This is a genomic window from Tessaracoccus sp. MC1679, from assembly GCF_014164775.1.
GTDB lineage: Bacteria > Actinomycetota > Actinomycetes > Propionibacteriales > Propionibacteriaceae > Arachnia.
The window spans coordinates 138584-156532 of sequence record NZ_JACJGB010000004.1 but is presented as its reverse complement, the minus strand read 5'-3'; the positions used below and the strand labels follow the sequence as shown (position 1 = coordinate 156532).

14 protein-coding genes are annotated in these 17949 nt (G+C 68.5%); 5 read left to right on the top strand and 9 right to left on the bottom strand.

Features of this window, described 5'->3' with window-relative positions; genetic code table 11:
* Position 1 precedes the first annotated feature (1 nt).
* From H5398_RS07985 to H5398_RS07975, 3 genes are read left to right on the top strand one after another with little or no spacing between them, the layout of a single operon-like run.
* Complete coding sequence (locus H5398_RS07985; RefSeq protein ID WP_182799654.1) at positions 2 to 916, top strand: cob(I)yrinic acid a,c-diamide adenosyltransferase; 915 nt, start codon at positions 2 to 4, stop codon at positions 914 to 916.
* The gene (locus H5398_RS07980) at positions 913 to 2304 is read left to right on the top strand and encodes an aldehyde dehydrogenase family protein (protein WP_182799653.1); all 1392 of its coding nucleotides are present in this window, start codon (positions 913 to 915) and stop codon (positions 2302 to 2304) included. The genes H5398_RS07985 and H5398_RS07980 overlap by 4 nt, the downstream gene beginning before the upstream one ends.
* Complete coding sequence (locus H5398_RS07975) at positions 2301 to 3284, top strand: malate dehydrogenase (RefSeq protein WP_182799652.1); 984 nt, start codon at positions 2301 to 2303, stop codon at positions 3282 to 3284. The genes H5398_RS07980 and H5398_RS07975 overlap by 4 nt, the downstream gene beginning before the upstream one ends.
* Positions 3285 to 3293: 9 nt before the next feature.
* On the opposite strand, the gene lepA is transcribed toward H5398_RS07975, so the two are convergent.
* Positions 3294 to 5129 carry a translation elongation factor 4 gene (lepA, locus tag H5398_RS07970; protein WP_182799651.1) on the bottom strand — a complete coding sequence of 612 codons (1836 nt, stop codon included), beginning with the start codon at positions 5127 to 5129 and terminating at the stop codon, positions 3294 to 3296.
* Between the two features lie 174 nt (positions 5130 to 5303).
* Between lepA and rpsT the strand changes: the two genes are divergently transcribed.
* A complete protein-coding gene (rpsT, locus tag H5398_RS07965; protein ID WP_182783118.1) occupies positions 5304 to 5564 on the top strand; it encodes a 30S ribosomal protein S20 in 261 nt (86 codons plus the stop codon).
* A 69-nt stretch (positions 5565 to 5633) separates the two neighbouring features.
* Here the strand turns inward: rpsT and holA are convergent, their stop codons facing one another.
* From holA to H5398_RS07935, 6 genes are all read right to left on the bottom strand, one after another.
* Positions 5634 to 6602 carry a DNA polymerase III subunit delta gene (gene holA / locus H5398_RS07960; RefSeq protein ID WP_182799650.1) on the bottom strand — a complete coding sequence of 323 codons (969 nt, stop codon included), beginning with the start codon at positions 6600 to 6602 and terminating at the stop codon, positions 5634 to 5636.
* Between the two features lie 55 nt (positions 6603 to 6657).
* Positions 6658 to 9000 carry a ComEC/Rec2 family competence protein gene (locus H5398_RS07955; RefSeq protein WP_182799649.1) on the bottom strand — a complete coding sequence of 781 codons (2343 nt, stop codon included), beginning with the start codon at positions 8998 to 9000 and terminating at the stop codon, positions 6658 to 6660.
* A gap of 180 nt (positions 9001 to 9180) precedes the next feature.
* Positions 9181 to 9957, bottom strand: a complete 777-nt coding sequence (locus H5398_RS07950; protein ID WP_182799648.1) for a ComEA family DNA-binding protein — start codon at positions 9955 to 9957, stop codon at positions 9181 to 9183.
* A gap of 60 nt (positions 9958 to 10017) precedes the next feature.
* On the bottom strand, positions 10018 to 12483 hold the full coding sequence (leuS, locus tag H5398_RS07945; RefSeq protein WP_370585741.1) for a leucine--tRNA ligase: 2466 nt from the start codon (positions 12481 to 12483) through the stop codon (positions 10018 to 10020).
* Between the two features lie 105 nt (positions 12484 to 12588).
* Positions 12589 to 13509: a carbohydrate kinase gene (locus H5398_RS07940; protein ID WP_182799647.1), complete on the bottom strand. Its 921-nt coding sequence runs from the start codon at positions 13507 to 13509 to the stop codon at positions 12589 to 12591.
* A 45-nt stretch (positions 13510 to 13554) separates the two neighbouring features.
* Positions 13555 to 14451: a DUF4192 family protein gene (locus H5398_RS07935; protein WP_182782962.1), complete on the bottom strand. Its 897-nt coding sequence runs from the start codon at positions 14449 to 14451 to the stop codon at positions 13555 to 13557.
* 84 nt (positions 14452 to 14535) lie between these two features.
* Here H5398_RS07935 and H5398_RS07930 point away from each other — a divergent pair, with 84 nt between their 5' ends.
* Positions 14536 to 15180, top strand: coding sequence for a hypothetical protein (locus H5398_RS07930; protein ID WP_182782963.1), 645 nt, complete (start codon positions 14536 to 14538; stop codon positions 15178 to 15180).
* Between the two features lie 425 nt (positions 15181 to 15605).
* On the opposite strand, the gene H5398_RS07925 is transcribed toward H5398_RS07930, so the two are convergent.
* The gene (locus H5398_RS07925) at positions 15606 to 16547 is read right to left on the bottom strand and encodes a hypothetical protein (protein WP_182782964.1); all 942 of its coding nucleotides are present in this window, start codon (positions 16545 to 16547) and stop codon (positions 15606 to 15608) included.
* Positions 16548 to 16648: 101 nt separating this feature from the next.
* Positions 16649 to 17794 (bottom strand): peptidoglycan-binding protein, encoded by a 1146-nt coding sequence (locus H5398_RS07920; RefSeq protein ID WP_370585742.1) that lies wholly within the window; start codon positions 17792 to 17794, stop codon positions 16649 to 16651.
* Positions 17795 to 17949: the final 155 nt, after the last annotated feature.

The window sequence follows — 17949 nt, the reverse complement described above, 5'->3', positions numbered from 1 at the left end:
CATGCCCGCCGTCTACACCCGCACCGGAGACCGGGGCGACACCGGGCTCTTCGGGGGATCGCGCGTGGCGAAGCAGAGCCTGCGCGTCGAGGCCTACGGCACCGTCGACGAGGCCAACGCCGCGGTTGGGGCGGCCAAGGCCGCCCTCGACGACGGCCCCTGGCGCGCCCGGCTCCATCAGGTCCAGCAGCGACTCTTCGTCCTGGCCGCAGAACTCGCCAGCGACGCCAAGGGCGCGGCCACGCTCGGCGACACCGTCGGCGACGTGGACATCACCGATCTCGAGCGGCTCATCGACGACTGCCTGGCCATCACCGGGCCACAGCGCGCCTTCGTGGTGCCCGGGCGCGATCAGCGCTCGTCGGCGTTCCACCAGGCGCGGACGGTGGTGCGCCGCGCCGAGCGCCGCACCCTTACCCTCTCCGAGTCCGAGCCGGTGCGCCCGGAGCTCATCAAGTACCTCAACCGGCTCTCCGACGCCGTCTACGCCATGGCCCGCCTGACCGAGACGTGGGCCGACCGCGACCGCATCGAGCGCATGGTCCGCGCCGCGGTAGCGGCCGCCCTCGACGGCCCCGCAGACGGCGCGGGCCTGTCCGCCGATGCCTGCCTGGGCCGCGCGAAGAAGTTGGCCGATGCTGCCGAACGCCGGGCCGCGGAGCTGAACGTGCCCGTCGTGGTGGCGGTCGTCGACGCCGCCGGCAACCCGGTGCTGCTGCACCGGATGACAGGGTCGCTGCTGGCCTCCCTCGACTCGGACGGCAACACGGGCCGCGTCGTGCTGTTCGGCGGCGGCGCGCCGCTCTTCGACGGGCCGACCCTCGTGGGGGGCTTCGGCGTCTCCGGCGGCACCGTCGAGCAGGACTGCGACATCGTGCGTCACGCACTCAACGAAGTCATGGGAGAACAATCATGAAACTGGATCCTGCCCTCATCGAAGCGACGATCCGCCGGGTGCTGGCCAAGCTACCGGCCGACGGGGACACCACAGGCGACGGCGTCTTCGCCGACATGGAGTCGGCCATCGCGGCCGCTGCCAAGGCGTCCCGGGAGTACCTCACCCGGTCGATGTCGGACCGGCGCCGCTACGTCGCGGCCGTCCGCGAGGTCATGCTGCGCCCCGAGAACCTGGACTACATGGCCGTTGAGGCGGTTCAGCAGACGGGGATGGGCGACGTCGCGCACAAGTACCTCAAGAACAAGCTGGCGGCGGAGCTGACCCCGGGCGTCGAGGATCTGGTCACCGACGCGTACTCCGGCGATGACGGCCTGACCACCGTCGAGTACTCCGCCTTCGGGGTGATCGGCGCCATCACCCCCACCACCAATCCCACGGAGACCATCACGTGCAACAGCATCGGGATGCTGGCCGCAGGCAACGCCGTGGTGTTCAGTCCTCATCCGAGGGCCCGGGACCTCTCCGTCTGGCAGGTCAAGCAGATCAACAGGGCGCTCACCGCCGTCGGCGCCCCGGAGAACCTGGTGGTGACGGTCGCCGAACCCTCCATCGAGAACACCACGGCGATGATCGCGCACGAGGACGTGCGCATGATCGTGGCCACAGGTGGTCCAGGCATCGTCAAGACGGTGCTCAGCTCGGGGAAGAAGGCCATCGGCGCAGGCGCGGGCAACCCGCCCGTGGTGGTCGACGACACCGCCGACATCGACCGTGCCGCCAAGTGCATCGTCGACGGAGCCAGCTTCGACAACAACCTCCCCTGCACGTCGGAGAAGGAGATCGTCGCCGTCGACGCGATCGCGGACCTGCTGAAGTTCTCCATGGTCAAGCACGGCGCCTACGAGCTCAACGCCGACGAGCGGGCCCGCGTCGAGGCGGTCATTCTTACCGCCCGCGGCACCCCGGCCGTCGAATGGATGGGCAAGCCGGCCTCAGCGATCCTGCAGGCCATCGGAGTGGAGCCCCCGGCGGGGGTACGGCTGCTCCTCTGCGAGGCGGACCGGGACCACCCGTTCGTGGTGCATGAGCTGATGATGCCGGTGATCGGGATGGTCCGCGCGCCGGATGTGGATGCGGCCATCGACCTCGCCTGCGAGTTGGAGCACGGCAACCGGCACACCGCGATCATGCATTCGCGCGACGTGTCTCACCTGACCAGGATGGCCAAGCGCATCCAGACCACGATCTTCGTCAAGAACGGATCCTCCTTCAACGGCATCGGGATCGGCGGCGAGGGCTACTGCACCTTCACCATCGCGGGCCCAACGGGTGAAGGTCTGACCCGGGCCCGGAACTTCGCACGCCTGCGTCGCTGCGTCCTCGTCGGCGACCTGAACGTCCGGTGACCATGGCGCCGATCAGGATCGCGGTCACCGGCGCGGCCGGCCAGATCGGCTATTCGCTGGTCTACCGGATCGCCGCGGGCGACGTGTTCGGGAACCGGCAGGTCGAGCTCCGGCTGCTGGACCTGCCTGCGGCCATGCCCGCGCTGGCGGGCGTGGCCATGGAGCTGGACGACTGCGCCTCCCCCGTCCTGGCAGGCGTGGAGGTCGGGGATGACCCCCGCCGCCTCTTCGACGGGGTCAACGTGGCGATGCTGGTGGGCGCGTCGCCGCGCAAGGCCGGGATGGAACGCTCAGACCTGCTGCAGGCCAACGGGGCGATCTTCGCGGAGCAGGGCAAGGCGCTGGCGGCCGCTGCGGCCGGAGATCTGAGGGTCGTGGTGACCGGCAATCCCGCCAACACCAACGCGCTGATCGCCCAGCGTAACGCCGACGGGGTTCCGCCCGAGCGCTTCAGTGCCCTGACCCGGCTGGACCACAACCGTGCGGTCTCGCGCCTGGCCCGGCGGACCCGACGTCGTCCTGACGAGGTCACCAGGATGACCATCTGGGGCAACCACTCCACCACCCAGTACGCGGACGTCTACCACGCCCGGATCTGCGGCCGTCCCGCGGCAGACTGGGTCGACGACGGATGGGTGGCCTTCGACTATCTCCCCGAGGTGGCCCGTCGGGGGGCGGCCGTCATTGCCGCCCGGGGGAAGTCCAGTGCGGCCTCGGCGGCCAACGCGACCATCGAGCACGTGCGCGACTGGTTCGCTGGGACCGCGGCCGATGACTGGACCTCGATGGCGGTGGTGAGCGACGGCTCCTACCGGGTGCCGGAGGGGCTCGTGAGTTCCTTCCCCGTCACCACCCACGACGGCTCCTGGAGCATCGTGCAGGGCCTCAGCCACAGCGCCTTCTCCCGCGCGAAGATCGACGCCTCGGTGGCGGAGCTCCGGTCCGAGGAGGCCGCGGTTGCCCGGCTGGGACTGATCTGAGCCCGGCGCTCAGGCCTTCTTCGCAGTGGACTCGTTGGTCGACAATGCGGCGACGAATGCCTCCTGCGGCACCTCGACACGGCCGACCATCTTCATCCGCTTCTTGCCCTCCTTCTGCTTCTCCAGCAGCTTGCGCTTGCGGGAGATGTCGCCGCCGTAACACTTGGCGAGCACGTCCTTGCGGATGGCGCGGATGGTCTCCCGCGCGATCACCCGGGAACCGATCGCGGCCTGGATGGGCACCTCGAACTGCTGGCGCGGGATGAGCTCCTTCAGCTTCGAGGCCATCAGCAGCCCGTAGGAGTACGCCTTGTCCTTGTGCACGATCGCGGAGAAGGCATCGACCGGGTCGCCGTGCAGGAGGATGTCGACCTTGACGAGATCCGAGGTCTCCTCGCCGTCGGGCTCGTAGTCCAGCGACGCGTAGCCCTTCGTGCGCGACTTCAGCGCGTCGAAGAAGTCGAAGATGATCTCGCCCAGTGGCAGCGTGTAGCGGATCTCGACCCGGTCTTCGCTGAGGTAGTCCAGACCACGCTGGATACCGCGGCGGGTCTGGCACAGCTCGAGGATGGTGCCGATGTACTCCGCGGGCGCCAGGATGGTGCTGCGCACCACCGGCTCGTACACCTCCGCGATCTTCCCTTCCGGATACTCGGACGGGTTGGTCACGGTGTGCTCGGAGCCGTCCTCCATCACCACCCGGTAGACCACGTTGGGGGCCGTCGAGATCAGGTCGAGGTTGAACTCGCGCTCTAGGCGTTCGCGGACGATCTCCATGTGGAGGAGGCCGAGGAACCCGATGCGGAACCCGAATCCGAGGGCGCTGGAGCTTTCGGGCTCGTAGGTGAGCGCGGCGTCGTTGAGCTGGAGCTTCTCCAGTGCCTCGCGCAGGACGTTGAAGTCGTCGCCGTCGATCGGATACAGCCCTGCGTACACCATGGGGTTGGGGTGGCGGTAGCCCGCGAGAGCCGAGGAGGCGGGACGGGTGTCGAGGGTGACGGTGTCACCAACGCGGGATTGGCGCACATCCTTGACGCCTGTGATGAGGTAGCCGACCTCCCCCACGCCGATGGCATCGGTTTTGACCGGGTCGGGGGCGATGACACCCACCTCCAGGAGGTCGTGGGTGGCCTGGGTGGACATCATCCGGATGCGTTCGCGGTGGCTCAGTTCGCCGTCGATCACGCGGACGTAGGTGACCACGCCACGGTAGGTGTCGTAGACCGAATCGAAGATGAGGGCACGTGCCGGGGCGTCCGGATCACCCTGCGGGGCGGGAACCTGTTCGACGACGGCGTCCAGGAGCAGCGACACGCCCTCGCCCGTCTTCCCTGATACCCGGAGGACCTCGTCGGGATCGCAGCCGATGATCCCGGCGAGTTCGGCGGCGTACTTCTCCGGATTGGCGCCCGGCAGATCGATCTTGTTGAGAACGGGAATGACGTGCAGGTTCGCCTCGAGCGCCAGGTAGAGGTTGGCCAGGGTCTGGGCTTCGATGCCCTGCGCGGCGTCCACCAGCAGGATGGCGCCCTCACAGGCCTGGAGGGACCGGGAGACCTCGTAGGTGAAGTCGACGTGTCCCGGCGTGTCGATCATGTTGAGGACGTGGGTGACGCCGTCCCTGACCCACGGCATCCGCACGGCCTGGGACTTGATGGTGATGCCGCGTTCGCGTTCGATGTCCATCCGGTCCAGGTACTGCGCACGCATCTGCCTGCCTTCGACGACGCCCGTCAACTGCAGCATGCGATCCGCCAGGGTGGACTTGCCATGGTCGATGTGCGCGATGATGGAGAAGTTGCGGATAATCGCCGGGTCGGTCTTGCCGGGGCGCGGAGCGGGCATGCATCTCCTCGTCGATGAACATGGGGACAGGCCATAATCTCACGGATCCGGCGATGGGGCTAAACCCACCTGGCTGGCGGCGATTTTGCTAGCCGCCAGCGCCTCAGGTAACCTTGACCGTCGCGTGTCCCACGCATGACCGAAACCATTATCACCCGTAAAGAGGCTTGCCCAGTGGCGAACATCAAGTCCCAGAAGAAGCGCAACAAGACCAACGAGATCGCGCGTCAGCGCAACAAGGCCGTCAAGTCGGCCCTGCGCACGCACGTCCGCGCCTTCCGCACGGCCGCCACCGAAGGCGACGCCGAGAAGGCCGCTGAGCTCGCCAAGGTCGCGAACCGCGCTCTTGATCGCGCAGTCAGCAAGGGCGTCATCCATTCGAACCAGGCCGCGAACCGCAAGTCGGCCATCTCGTTGGCCGTCGCCTCCCTCTGACGCACCCCGCGTCACCCGCTTCAGCGTCTTGACCGTCGGTCGTCAAGGCGCTGTTTTGCGTCCCCTGTGTCAGTGACGCCGGAGTCGCAGCACTCCCAGCACCATGCGCTCGAGGGCGAAGTCCGCGTTGGTGGCGGCTCCTTTGACCTCACCATCGGCGCGGGCCACGAGGCGGATGGCATCGGCCACGCCACCGGCCTGCCAGAGGCGTGAGTGCTTCGCGTAGTCCTTGAGCTTCCACGGGGGAATGCCCAGCTGACGGGCCAGGTCTCCCTCTGACATGCGCAGACCCTGGGCCTCCAGGTACTTGCCCATTCCGCGCAGTGCGCCCGCGAGCGCGCTGGTGATCAGCACCGGTGCCGCACCTGTGCTCAACGCCCACCTCAGGCGCTCCAGAGCGAGGCTCGGGTTGCCGGCAAGAACGGCGTCCGCCACGGCGAAGCTTGTGACCTCCGCCCGTCCCGCGAAGTAACGCTTCACCAACGCGGCGTCGATCTCGCCGCTGTCCCCGTCCGAGGCGAGCTGCTCCACGGCTGCGGCGAGGCTGCGCAGGTCGTGGCCGACGGCGGCCACCAGCTCCCCCGCCGCGTCCGGTCCGATCCTCACCCCGCGTCGACGTGCCTCGTCGCCGACGAACCTCGGGAGCTCAAATGGTTTGACGGCAGCGACGGTCTCCGTGCGGACCTTGGCCTTCTTGAGCTTGTCGATGAGCCCCTTGCCCTTCATGCCCCCTGGGTGAACCAGGATGAGACACAAATCCTCGGGCGGATTGCTCGCCACCGCCACCAGCTGATGCACGACCGAGGGCGGACAGCCGCCGACGTCCTCAATGACGGCGACGATGTGGGAGGAGAACAGCGAGCCGCCGACCACCTCGGACAGCATCGAGTCCTCCAGCTCTTCGGCCGAGATCTCGTTGACGTCCGCCTCTGGATGCGCGGCAAGCGCGCGGGCCTTGGTCTCCGCGACGAGCCTGTGCGCGAGAAGCGCCTCGGGGCCCGTGATGAGCAGGGCCGTACCCCACGCCGTAGAAGTCACAGCCCTAGCATGCCAGTGGTCCACGACGATGCGCCTCCGGTGTCGACCCCACGGGTCACGTCGTGGCGCCACGCCACCGCCTCACCACAAGAGTGGCGCCCTGCAGTCCCACGGCGACGGAGCCGTCCTGGTCCGTCCGGGCCACCTCCATCCCATGCTCGGCGGCTAGGCGCAGGGTGCTCTGCGCAGGGTGGCCGTAGTCGTTGTCGAGACCCGACGACGCGACGGCCAGTGCGGCACCGGTCGCGGCGAAGAACCGCGGCTCCTGACGGGATGAGCCATGGTGGGGAAGCTTCAGCACGTGGACCTCGAGCCCGACGCCGTGGGCGGCGGCGCTGCGCAAGGCCACGGACTGGCCAGCGGGTTCAACGTCCCCTGCCACCAGTACCCGGAGCCCACGCACCTCGACCGTCCCCACCACGGAGGCGTCGTTCTCGGGTGATCCCTCCCCCTCCGCCTCGGGCTCCAATCCCCCTGCCTGCTCCCAGGCTGAGGCGGTGCGCCACACCACGTCCCCCACAGACAGCTGCTCCCCTGCCCGCGCGGAGCGGACCTCGGCACCCGCCTCCCGGGCGGCTGACAGCAGCCATGCCGGCTGCCGCCCTGCACGGGTGAGTATCAGTCCTGGCCGGTATCGGCGGATCACCTCCTCCGCTCCACCCGTGTGGTCCGCATGCCAGTGCGTGAGGACCAGCAACGGCACTGCCCCTACCCCGAGAGCGGACAGGCAGCCCACGGTGGGGCCAGCGTCCGGACCAGCGTCGACGAGGACGACGGCGCCGGTCTGAGCCGCGAAGACCGTCGCGTCACCCTGCCCCACGTCGCAGAAGACGACCCCCCAGTCACCGGGCCACCCCGGCGGAGTGGGCCGCACCAGGCAGGAGACGAGCAGCACCATCACGACCGACGCCGCCCCCAGAGGCGTCCGGAGCAGGCTCGGCAGAAGCATCGCCAGCGCAGCCACGGCCACCATCACCACCAGCATCCCAGCGGCGGACGCCTCCCAGTCCCAGGCGGCGGAAGGAAGCGCGGCACCGCCCTCTGCGAGCCACAGGATGGGTTGCGCACACCACCCGGCCAGCCAACCAGGACCGGCTGCCAGTGCGGGAGCCCAGCACAAGAGGGCCGCCGCCAGCCCAAGCACGGTGGTGGGGCCGACGAACGGCCCGGCCAGGGCATTGGTGATCACTCCCACCATGGAGACCTGATCGCTGATTCCGGTGACAATGGGCTGCGTGGCGAGCTGGGCCGCCATCGGCACTGCGATGGCCTCTGCTGCCCACCGCGGCGCCCACCTCGTCAGTGCCCGGACCAGGCTCGGCCCCAGCAACACAATGCCCGCGCAGGCAGTCACCGACAGCGCGAAACCTGCTGATCTGGCCAGCCACGGGTCAAGCCAGGTCAGCGCCAGGATTGCCACGCTCAGGGCGCGCATGCTGCGCCCCCCGGTCCCGACGCCGACGGCGGCCAATGCCACCAGGCCCATCGCTGTGGCGCGGAGCACCGATGGCTCCTGCCCGCACACGAGCACGAACGCCGCCACCCCTCCCACCGCGGCCGCGCGCACCCACCAGCCACGAAGCCCGACCGCTCTGACGGCGGCGAGCACGACCCCCAGCATCAGGGTGAGGTTGGCTCCGGACACCGCCATCAGATGGGTCAGGCCCGTGACCTGGAACTGGTCTCGCATCTCGTCGTCCACGCCCGAGGTGTCGCCAACCACGAGCGAGGGCACCAGTGCGGCCTGCCGCGGCGGCGACTGGGCGACAGCCTCTCGGAGTCCGTGGCGCATGGCCGTGGCCCCCGCATCGAACAGGTGGGGAGCCCGCACCATGTCCAGGAGCTCGCGGAGGCTCAGCACCGCGACGGCAGAATCATCCGGGCGAGGCTCGCCCATCCGCACCTGGGCGAGATACTCCGCCCCCGGCACCGACTCCACCAACGCGGTGCCGTTGCGTCCAGAGGCAAGGACGACGACGGGCACGGCGGCCTCGACGCGGCGGCCACGGGCCTCCACCCAGACCAGCCGGGCCCTGGCCACGACGGCCTCTGCGGTCTGCTGGGGTTCGGCGAGGATCCGGATTCTCACCGTGCCCACGGCACCGGCTTCGGCGAAGGCCGCGACGGGAGAGCTGTGTCGCTGCCAAGCCTGCACCCCGGAGGTCAGTCCGGTGACGGTGAAGACCACGACCACCACGCAGGTCCACATCCGGCCCAGTCGTGCCGCCACAAGGGCAATCAGTCCGAGCCCCACAACCATGGCCAGCAGCGGCCCAGGATCCGGACGCCAGCCGGTGGTGGCGATCCAGGAGGCACTCCAGGCCGCCGCCGCCAGCGGAACCAACCGCCAGTCATGGCCAGCGGCCCGTGGCTGCCCACCCTCATTCCCGACCTGCATGACCCACTCTCGGTAGGACCTGACGCCATTTCCCTCCGCGCCGACCGGTTGTGGATAACGGCGGTGCTGGGGCGCCCCGACCTGAGACGGGTCGGACGCTTCTGGACGTGTCGTCTATGGATGCCAACCATCGGGAGAGGAGGGCGCGGGAGCTGTCGCTTGGCGCGCACCACGTTCGCGCTAGACCCGGACCAGCAGTTTCAGCTTCTCGAAGGTCTTAGGCCCGATCCCGCTGACCTCCTGCAACTCCTCGACGGCCGTGAATCGGCCGTTCTCCTCCCTCCACGCCACGATGGCGCCCGCCATCACTGGACCCACCCCGGGGAGGGTCTCCAGTTCGGCCACCGTCGCGCTGTTGAGGTCGACAGCCCCTGGGGATCCTCCGCCCGCGATGGCGCCGGAGGCCCCGTTGAGCTCGCCCTGGGGATCCCCGGAGGTTCCGATGATCACCTGCATCCCCTCGCTCACCGGCGCAGCCAGATTCAGCTGCGCCGGATCCGCATCTGGTAAGAGCCCGCCGGCCGCCTCGATCGCATCCTGGACGATCGAGCCCTCAGGAAGCGTGATGACCCCCGGGTGAAGCACCGCCCCGGCCACGTGGACGCGCACCATGGGCGTGGGGCTGGGGCTCGGTACCGGCGCCGCTGGGGAAGAGACCACCGACACGGAAGGGAGAGGCACCTCGGTGGCCGATGACCGAGCCAAGGCCGCGACGGCGACTCCCACTCCGCACAACAGCAGGATGGCCACCACCCACAGATGCTTGAGGGTGATGGTGCGTCGGGGCGGCAGCCCGGTCGACCGGGGCGCAGGCGTCGGAGGCGGTGGGGCGGGCGGGCCGACGGGCTCTGGAACGGGCTCTGCTGCCGCGCGCCGCGGCCCGCACAGCGCGGGCCGACCCGCACTGACGTAGGCCAGCCGGGCCCTGGCCAACTCTTCGGCGTCTCGGGGCTCCATATCCCCTTGTTCGCACGTGGAGCCGCCGGTTTCTCGGCCGGGTGCACGCCTGTGGAGAACTCAGCGCGGGACGAGGCTGAGCATCTTCGGGAGCCTGGGGATCACCTTGGCGATCTCCCGGCCGTCCAGGGACCTCTGGACGCCCGGGTCCGCCAGCGCCGCCGCGAGCGCGTCCTGCTCGGTGATATCTGCGGGCACCTCGAGCTTGGCGCGGATCTTGCCCTGGATCTGCACCACCATGGTGACCGTGTCGTCGACGGTGAGGCTCGGGTCCGCCGTCGGCCAGGTGCTGGTGGCCACGGAGGGCGCGTGGCCCAGCAGCTCCCACATTTCCTCCGCCACGTAGGGCGCGACGACGCTGAGCGATTGAGCCACGAACTCCGCGGCCTCGCGCACGGCGGGGTCTGCGGGTCCAGGGGCTCCGTCGATCGCTTTACGGGTGGCGTTGACCACTTCCATGGTGCGCGCCACGGCCACGTTGAACCGGCCGGACTCCAGGAGCATCGACACCTCGGTGATGGCCTTGTGGACCGCCTTGCGCAGCGCGGGGTCGCCGAGCGCGAAATCGACGCGACGATCCGAGGCGACGTCTGCGGCGATGCGGTGCGCACGCTGCAGGAACTTCAGGCTCGAGGCCGGAGACAGGTCAGCCCAGTCGATGTCGTCCTCGGGGGGCCCCGCGAACACCATGGTGAGGCGCACAGCGTCCACACCGAACTCGTCGATCTGCTTGCCGAGATCTACGCCGTTGCCCAGCGACTTGCTCATCGCCTTGCCCTGGTTGATGACCTGGCCCTGATTGAGCAGGCGAAGCATCGGCTCGTCGAAGTCCACCAACCCCATGTCGCGCAGCACCTTGGTGAAGAAGCGCATGTAGAGCAGGTGCAGGATCGCGTGTTCGACGCCGCCGACGTACTGCGCGACCGGCATCCAGCGGCGAACGTCGTCGGGGTTGAAGGGGCCCTTGTCGTAGCCCGGGGAGCAATAGCGGAAGAAGTACCACGATGAGTCGACGAAGGTGTCCATCGTGTCTGTGTCGCGCTGTCCCGGTCCGCCGCAGCGGGGGCACTCCGTGGACACCCATTCGGTGGCCGAGGCCAGCGGGGAGGTGCCCTTGGGCGCCAATGCGGCGCCCCGCAGGTCCGGCAGGCGGACCGGCAGCTGGTCGTCGGGGACGGGCACTTCCCCGCACGACGGACAGTGCACCACGGGGATGGGGCAGCCCCAGAACCGTTGGCGGGACAGGAGCCAGTCACGGAGCCGGAACTGCACCGTGCCCGTGCCGAGACCGTCGGCCTCCAGTTGCGCGATGATCCGCGCCACGCCGGAGGCCTTGTCCGTCAGACCGTCCAACGTGCCCGAGTTGATGTAGGCGCCGTCGCCGCTGGTGGAGACCCCGGTGAGGGCCGGATCGGTGCCGTCGACGTCGATGACGGTGCGCACCGGGAGCCCGTACTGCCGGGCGAAGTCCAGGTCCCGCTGGTCGTGCGCCGGCACGGCCATGATGGCGCCTGTGCCGTAGTCGGCCAGGACATAGTCGGCGGCCCAGATCGGAATCTGCTCGCCGTTGACGGGGTTGACGGCGTGGCACCCCAGCCAGACACCCGTCTTGGCTCGCTCGGTGGACTGCCGCTCGATCTCGGTCTCCCGCTTGACCTTCTCCAGGTAGGCCTCAAAGGTCTCCCGTTGGGTGTCGGTGACCAGATCGGCCGCGAGGGGCGCATCGGGCGCCACCACCATGAAGGTGGCACCGAACAGGGTGTCGGGGCGCGTGGTGAAAACCGTGATGGGCTCCGCGCGCCCCTCGACGATGAACCGGACGTGCGCGCCCTCGGATCGTCCGATCCAGTTGCGCTGCATAGCCAGGACGTGATCCGGCCAGCCCCCCTCAAGCTGCGCCATATCGTCGAGCAACTGCTGCGCGTAGGCCGTGGTCTTGAAATACCACTGGTTCAGCTTGCGCTTGGTGACTTCCGTCTTGCAGCGCTCGCACCTGCCGTCGACAACCTGCTCGTTGGCCAGCACAGTCTGGTCCGTCGGGCACCAGTTGACGAACGAGTCCTTCCGGTAGGCCAGTCCCCGCTCGTAGAAGCGGGCGAACAGCCACTGTGTCCACTTGTAGTAGTCCTCGTCCGAGGTGTGCAGCCGGCGGGACCAGTCGAAACTGAGCCCGTAGCGTTTGAAGGAGCGGGCCTGGGTCTCGATGTTGTTGTAGGTCCAGGTGGCCGGATGGGCATCAGCTTTGATCGCGGCGTTCTCGGCGGGCAGGCCGAAGGAGTCCCAGCCGATCGGGTGCATGACGTCAAAGCCCTTGAGGCGCCAGTAGCGGGCCAGCACGTCTGCCATCGCGTACGCCTCGGCGTGTCCCATGTGCAGGTCACCGGATGGATAAGGAAACATGTCCAGCACGTAGCGGCGCTCTCGGCTGCCGTCGTCGAGGGGGGTGAAGGTTCCGTTCTCCTCCCAGAAGGCCTGCCACTTCTCCTGGGCTTGGACCCTGTCGTACTGACCCACCTCTTGGCTCACGACCATCTCCTGCAATCGGCATCTACTGCGCCTGGCGGCACGGTGGCTCAATATACCCGTCCGCCCTGAGCCGGACCCACCGTGCACCCAGGCATCGTGGCTGCCTCAGGCGAGAAGGGCGTCCACTTCGGCGGCGGTGGGCGGCTGGGCACCCTTCCGGGTGCACACGATCGCGGCCGCGGCAACGCCGCGCGCCAGCGCCGCCTCCACATCTCCCGGGTCATCGGCGTAGGCCGACAGGAAGCCGGCCATGAACGTGTCACCGGCGCCCAACGTGTCCACCACGTCGATGCGACGCCCAGGTGTGCGGATGCGGCGACCGTCCGGCTTGACGGCCACCACGCCGTCAGCGCCGAGCGTGACGATGAACATTGACAGCCCGTACTCCCCTACCCATCCCTCCGCGTAGCCCAAGGGATCCGTATCGTCGTCGACGAGCCACGCGATGTCCTCGTCCGAGGCCTTGGCGATGCCACCGTTCTTGCCGACGGCCGACAGAAGGTCTGAGACGAGACCGAAGTACTCTGCCCTGTCCGGCAGGGTGGACGGCCGAACGTTGATATCGAAGCTCACCGCGGCGTCGGTGCTGCGAACGAAGTCCAGGATGTGCTTCGCGCCGCTGCCGATGACGGCGCCGATGGAGCCGAAGTGCAGCCAGTCCGAGTGCTCCAACTCCGGCAGCTCGCCTGCCCTCCAGCTGAATGCGGACGTGCCCGCGAAGTGGAAGTGGTAGCTGGCCCGGCCCTGCTCGTCGAGGGACACGACCGCGAGCGAGGTGGGGTCCTCCGTGGGGACGGCCAACCCGAGGTCCACGCCCGCGTGCTCGAGGTGGCTGCGCAACTGGCGCCCCAACGCATCAGTGCTCAGCCGACCAAGGAATCTGGTGTCCTTGCCGAGGCGCGCGAGGGCGGCAGCTGTATTGAACGGACCTCCACCCGATCTGGCGATCCAACGGCTCTCCGCCGGCGAGATCATCTCCTCCGGCATCAGATCGATCAGGGCTTCTCCACACACGACGAAACGCATGGCAGAACCCTACGGCACGCCCGGGGGGCCGGCGCCCCCGAGGGGTCATTCGTCCCAGCGACGCGGCGGGATCCCGCACTGGTGGAGACGCCTGAGTAGGCTCGCCACCGCATGCCGGGGATCTGACCTCGCCAGCTGCTCAAGGCATGAGGTCTGGGCAGCGCCCCGGCCGCTCAGCCAGGACGCCATCCCCAGGAGCGAGATCACGTTCGCCTGCACGTCCTCGGGCGCGACACGACGGGCCGCCACCAGATTGGGCCACACGGCATCCGCGTTCGTGATGCTGAGGCGGGTGAGCAAGGCGCCGAGCCGGTCTTCGTCTCCCAACAGGACAGCCAGGGTGCAGGCCTCGGTGGGGGTGAGCCGTTCCTCGGACTCCGCCAGGTCCGCAAGGAGGTCCATCGCATCCTCCGGGGACAAGGCGCGGACCAGGGTCTGCGCCGCCGCCACCTCCGCATCCGGCAGCGGGACGTGCTGCTCGACGGGTGCCACAGCTTCCTCCCGGTCCGCGCAGATCCTGACTCCTTCATAGACGGCCTGCGCCTCGAGCGCGCTGGTGTGGCACTCGATCTCGTGCACCTGCAGGTCCGCGTCCAGCACCCACGTGGTCTGCCCGTTGGTCACCATGGCGTCGATAACCCGCGACTCCCCCACCACTGATGCCAGCTCAGTGACGGCGAGACCCGCCTCGTCCGGCTCACCGAAGCCGATCAGCACGAACCGGCAGTCCTCCACCTGGGAGGAGGCGTTGATGATCTGATCCGCCACGTCGTCGAAGTGGTAGACGAACCAGTCGAGATCCAGGCGGGCGCAGAAGGCGACGGACTTGCCGCTCAACGCCAGGATGACGCAGGAGTCAGTGGGGTGGAAGCCCAGCAGGACGGCGGGCATGGCGAGAAGATCGGCACGCGTGGTGCCGCGGAGAACTGGTGTGCTGCTCATTGTCCATTACTCGGGAAGACGCTGGGTTGTTTCCCACCTGTCAGCGGAACTGTGGACAACCGCTCTGGGTACGCTGGCAGCACTATGAGCAACCAGCAGTGGCCGCCGCCGGGCGAGGGACGGGACAACTCGCCGTGGTCCCACCAGGATCCTGGCTACCGCCCCACACAGTTCCACGACGTGCAGGGCCGCGATCCGCGCCAGCCGTTCGGTCAGCCACCGGCGCCGCCCCCAGACCCCGACACTGTCCGTCCGCCCCGCACGCCCGGTCCCACACTGTGGATCGTCGTGGGCGTGATCGTCCTCATCGGGGCTCTCATCCTGGGCATGCAGTTCCTCGGCGGAGATCCGGCTGCGGCCCCGGAGGCCTCCCCCACCCCCTCCGTCGCGGCTGAGCCGTCGCCCACCCGATCCGGCAACTTCATTCCCTTCGAGGGCAACGGCGACGGGATCTTCGAGATCGTGAGCCACGAGTGGACCGACGATGGGTTGGCGTTGAAGATCCGCGTCGAGGTGGAGGAGGGCGAGTACCAGTTCGGCCTCTTCTCCTTCACCAACGAGTCACGCGAGGCGTTCGACCCGGTGGATCCCTTCCCGTTCACCGTCCGCGCCGGCGTGCCGTACGAGGCCGACGTGTTCTTCGTCATGCCGAATGCGGATTCCACCATCGTGCTGGCCACGCCGTCGGGCCGCGTGGCGCTCAACGCCCTGCCGATAGCGGCCGGGTAGGGGATCCCGCGTCGCGACGCGACTGCAGGACGTTCGAGGGGTCGAAAACCCGCACCCGACAGCAAGGGTGGGGGACGGCAGGGCGGCACTGCGCAGCGGTGCCCAACCCGACGACCACCCAACCGGCATCCCGCCCAAGCAGACCCACCCCCAACGCCGCCCCGCCGGCCCGCACCGGGACCTGACAACGCCACAAGCCGACGAGCGTGGGGAGACGGGAGACGATGCCCGGGCGGCCTCAACCACCCGACCACCGACCCGGCTGGCCGAAACATCGAGACCATGGACAACGGCCGCCCTGGCATCGACTCACGGCTCACCGCACCTGATGACCGAACTGCGTGAGGGTGGTAAGTCACGACCCTTCGAGACAGGCCACGCCGCTGCGCGGGCGGCCCTCCTCAGGGAGCGATCCGGTAGTCGGACTAGCTCATGGGTGGGTCCGAGGCGGGCGCGTTCTCGCTGGCCTCGGCCAACACGCGCCGCTCCTCGATGGCGTCCGGGTGATCCTTGGACAGCAGCAGCACGCCGTAGACCGCGATGGCTCCCGTGACGGCCATTCCCACGGCTGGGCCTACGCCCATGCCGATGCCCTCTCCCAGCACGATGAGCCCGAAGAGGACGGCGACGAACGGGTCCACCGTCGTCATGGTGCCCACGGTGATCTCCGCGGGCCCGGATGCATATCCCTGCTGGATCATCCACACCCCGAGTCCGTAGCAGGCCAGCATCATCGCCACCGTCGCGACGACTTCGAAACCAGCGAAGGACTGGCCGTGCTTGAGGACCAGATCCATCGCCGCCTTCATGAACCCGGAGGCGAGGCCGTAGAAGGTGGCGCCAACCGAGGACCACATCATGGCCTTCGCCCACGGGGCCGCTTTTGTCGCGAAGTAGGACAGCACACCGCAGATGGCGCACACCACGAGGAAGGCGATGAACATGGGGGCGAACTCAACCTGCTTGACGCCGGTGGCGAAGAGCGACGAGAAGACCGTGAAGCCGACGACGCCGGCCACAGTGATGCCCACAGCGATCCACATCTTGTGGCTCAGCTTGTGCTTGTGGATACGGGCTGCGAGCAGCACGGACCACGGCACGGCCAGGATCCCCACCGGCTGCACTACAGCCACGGGTGCGAATGACAGCGCCACCAGGTGGATGGCCGCCCCGGAGAAGACGAACAGGAGCCCGAGCAGCCACTTCCGGATCTTGAACAACCGCAGCAGCCCAGCGAACGTGAGCGTGTTCGACGACGCGGTTCCCGACGGATCGAAGGTGGACTTGACCCCAAGGCTCTGCAGGACGGCACCGCTGGCGAACAAGAAGGAGGACACAACCTGCATCCCGATGGCTAGCCAGATCACGTGCGCGGCCTCTCAGTCGATCGTGGCTGGAAGACTACAGGCCCATAGGAAGGCCGGGGTGCGACCACGGTCCTGCTCCGCAACGACCGCGGTCGCTACCCTCATGCGTAGACAACCACCTTGTCACCGACGCGGGCGGCGTCGAACAGCGCCGCCACGGCTGACTTGTCCCGGACGTTGACACAACCGTGCGAGGCTCCGTTGTAGCCGTTGCGCGCGAAGTCCGCCGAGTAGTGGACCGCCTGGCCGCCGCTGAAGAACAGGGCGTAGGGCATGGGTGTGTCGTAGAGGCTGGAGACGTGGTTCTTCGACTTCCAGTAGACCGAGAAGACGCCGTTGCGGGTGGGAGTCAGCTCTGAGCCGAAGCGCACGGACATGGTGTCGACGATGGTTCCGTCGATCACCCACGCCAGGCGGCGCTGCGCCTTGGAGATGCAGATGACGCGCCCGGTCAGGCAGCGATCGTCCAGCGTCATCGTCGAAGGCGTTGCAGCGCGGACCACGTTGTTGAGTTCGTCCGCGGTGGGCTTGCGGGTCATGCCGTACAACCGGTCCTTGGTGCGCTGATCCACTTCCCCAGTGACGGGGATCTGGCGCTTGGCCTGGAAGCCCTTCACCGCCTCCAGGGTCTGCGCGCCGAAGATGCCGTCGATCTTGGGCGAGTACCAGCCGATCTGCTTCAGCCTGGCCTGCAGGTCCTTGACGCCGTCACCCTTGCTGCCTTGGGCGTAGATCGCGGGGCCGGGGGTCAGCACGTTGTACATCTCGTCCCGGGTGGGTTCGCGCGTCATGGAATGAAGTCTGTCCAGCGTCACCTGATCCACCGCACCGGTCACGGGGATGCCGCGCTTGGCCTGGAAACCCTCGATGGCGAGCCTGGTGTCCTCGGCGTAGACCCCCGTGATCTTGCCGGAGAACCAGTCAAGCTGCAGAAGGCGGTGCTGCAGGTCACGCACATCGTCGCCCTCGTCGCTGAGCTCAAGCAGTGCCGGGGGCGGCGGGGGTGCCGGGGGGGCCGTCTCCTGCGTGGGCGGTTCAGTGATGGAGGGCACCGGATCCGGCGAGAATGACGGGCTGGGTGCCGGCGCCGACGGGGTTGCCGGGACGGGCTCGGCCACGGGGCTGCTCGGCGCCGGGAGTGGTGTGGCGTCCGGAGAGACCGCCCCGGGTGCGCAACCGGCCAACAGCAGGGCCACGGCGGCGATCATGCCGACGGCGACCCGCCGGGCGCCAGATGGGCTGAACACGGTGCACCTCGCAGGGGGAAGATCGAACACGTCACGGGTAGCATAGTCTCCCCCCAGGTCACGCCTGGACATGACACCCTCAGGGGCGCAGCGGGTCATGGTGGTCCTTTCCTCGATCCATACCCTCCCTACGCATGGGACCGGTGCTCCGGTTG

Bases quoted from the DNA above. Each gene is read 5' to 3' on its own strand.
- H5398_RS07980 (WP_182799653.1), top strand. From the start codon at position 913: ATGAAACTGGATCCTGCCCTCATCGAAGCGACGATCCGCCGGGTGCTG.
- lepA (WP_182799651.1), bottom strand. From the start codon at position 5,129: ATGCCCGCTCCGCGCCCCGGCAAGACCGACCCGGCGATTATCCGCAAC.
- H5398_RS07940 (WP_182799647.1), bottom strand. From the start codon at position 13,509: ATGCGTTTCGTCGTGTGTGGAGAAGCCCTGATCGATCTGATGCCGGAG.
- H5398_RS07935 (WP_182782962.1), bottom strand. From the start codon at position 14,451: ATGAGCAGCACACCAGTTCTCCGCGGCACCACGCGTGCCGATCTTCTC.
- H5398_RS07950 (WP_182799648.1), bottom strand. From the start codon at position 9,957: ATGGAGCCCCGAGACGCCGAAGAGTTGGCCAGGGCCCGGCTGGCCTAC.
- H5398_RS07955 (WP_182799649.1), bottom strand. From the start codon at position 9,000: ATGCAGGTCGGGAATGAGGGTGGGCAGCCACGGGCCGCTGGCCATGAC.
- H5398_RS07985 (WP_182799654.1), top strand. From the start codon at position 2: ATGCCCGCCGTCTACACCCGCACCGGAGACCGGGGCGACACCGGGCTC.
- H5398_RS07930 (WP_182782963.1), top strand. From the start codon at position 14,536: ATGAGCAACCAGCAGTGGCCGCCGCCGGGCGAGGGACGGGACAACTCG.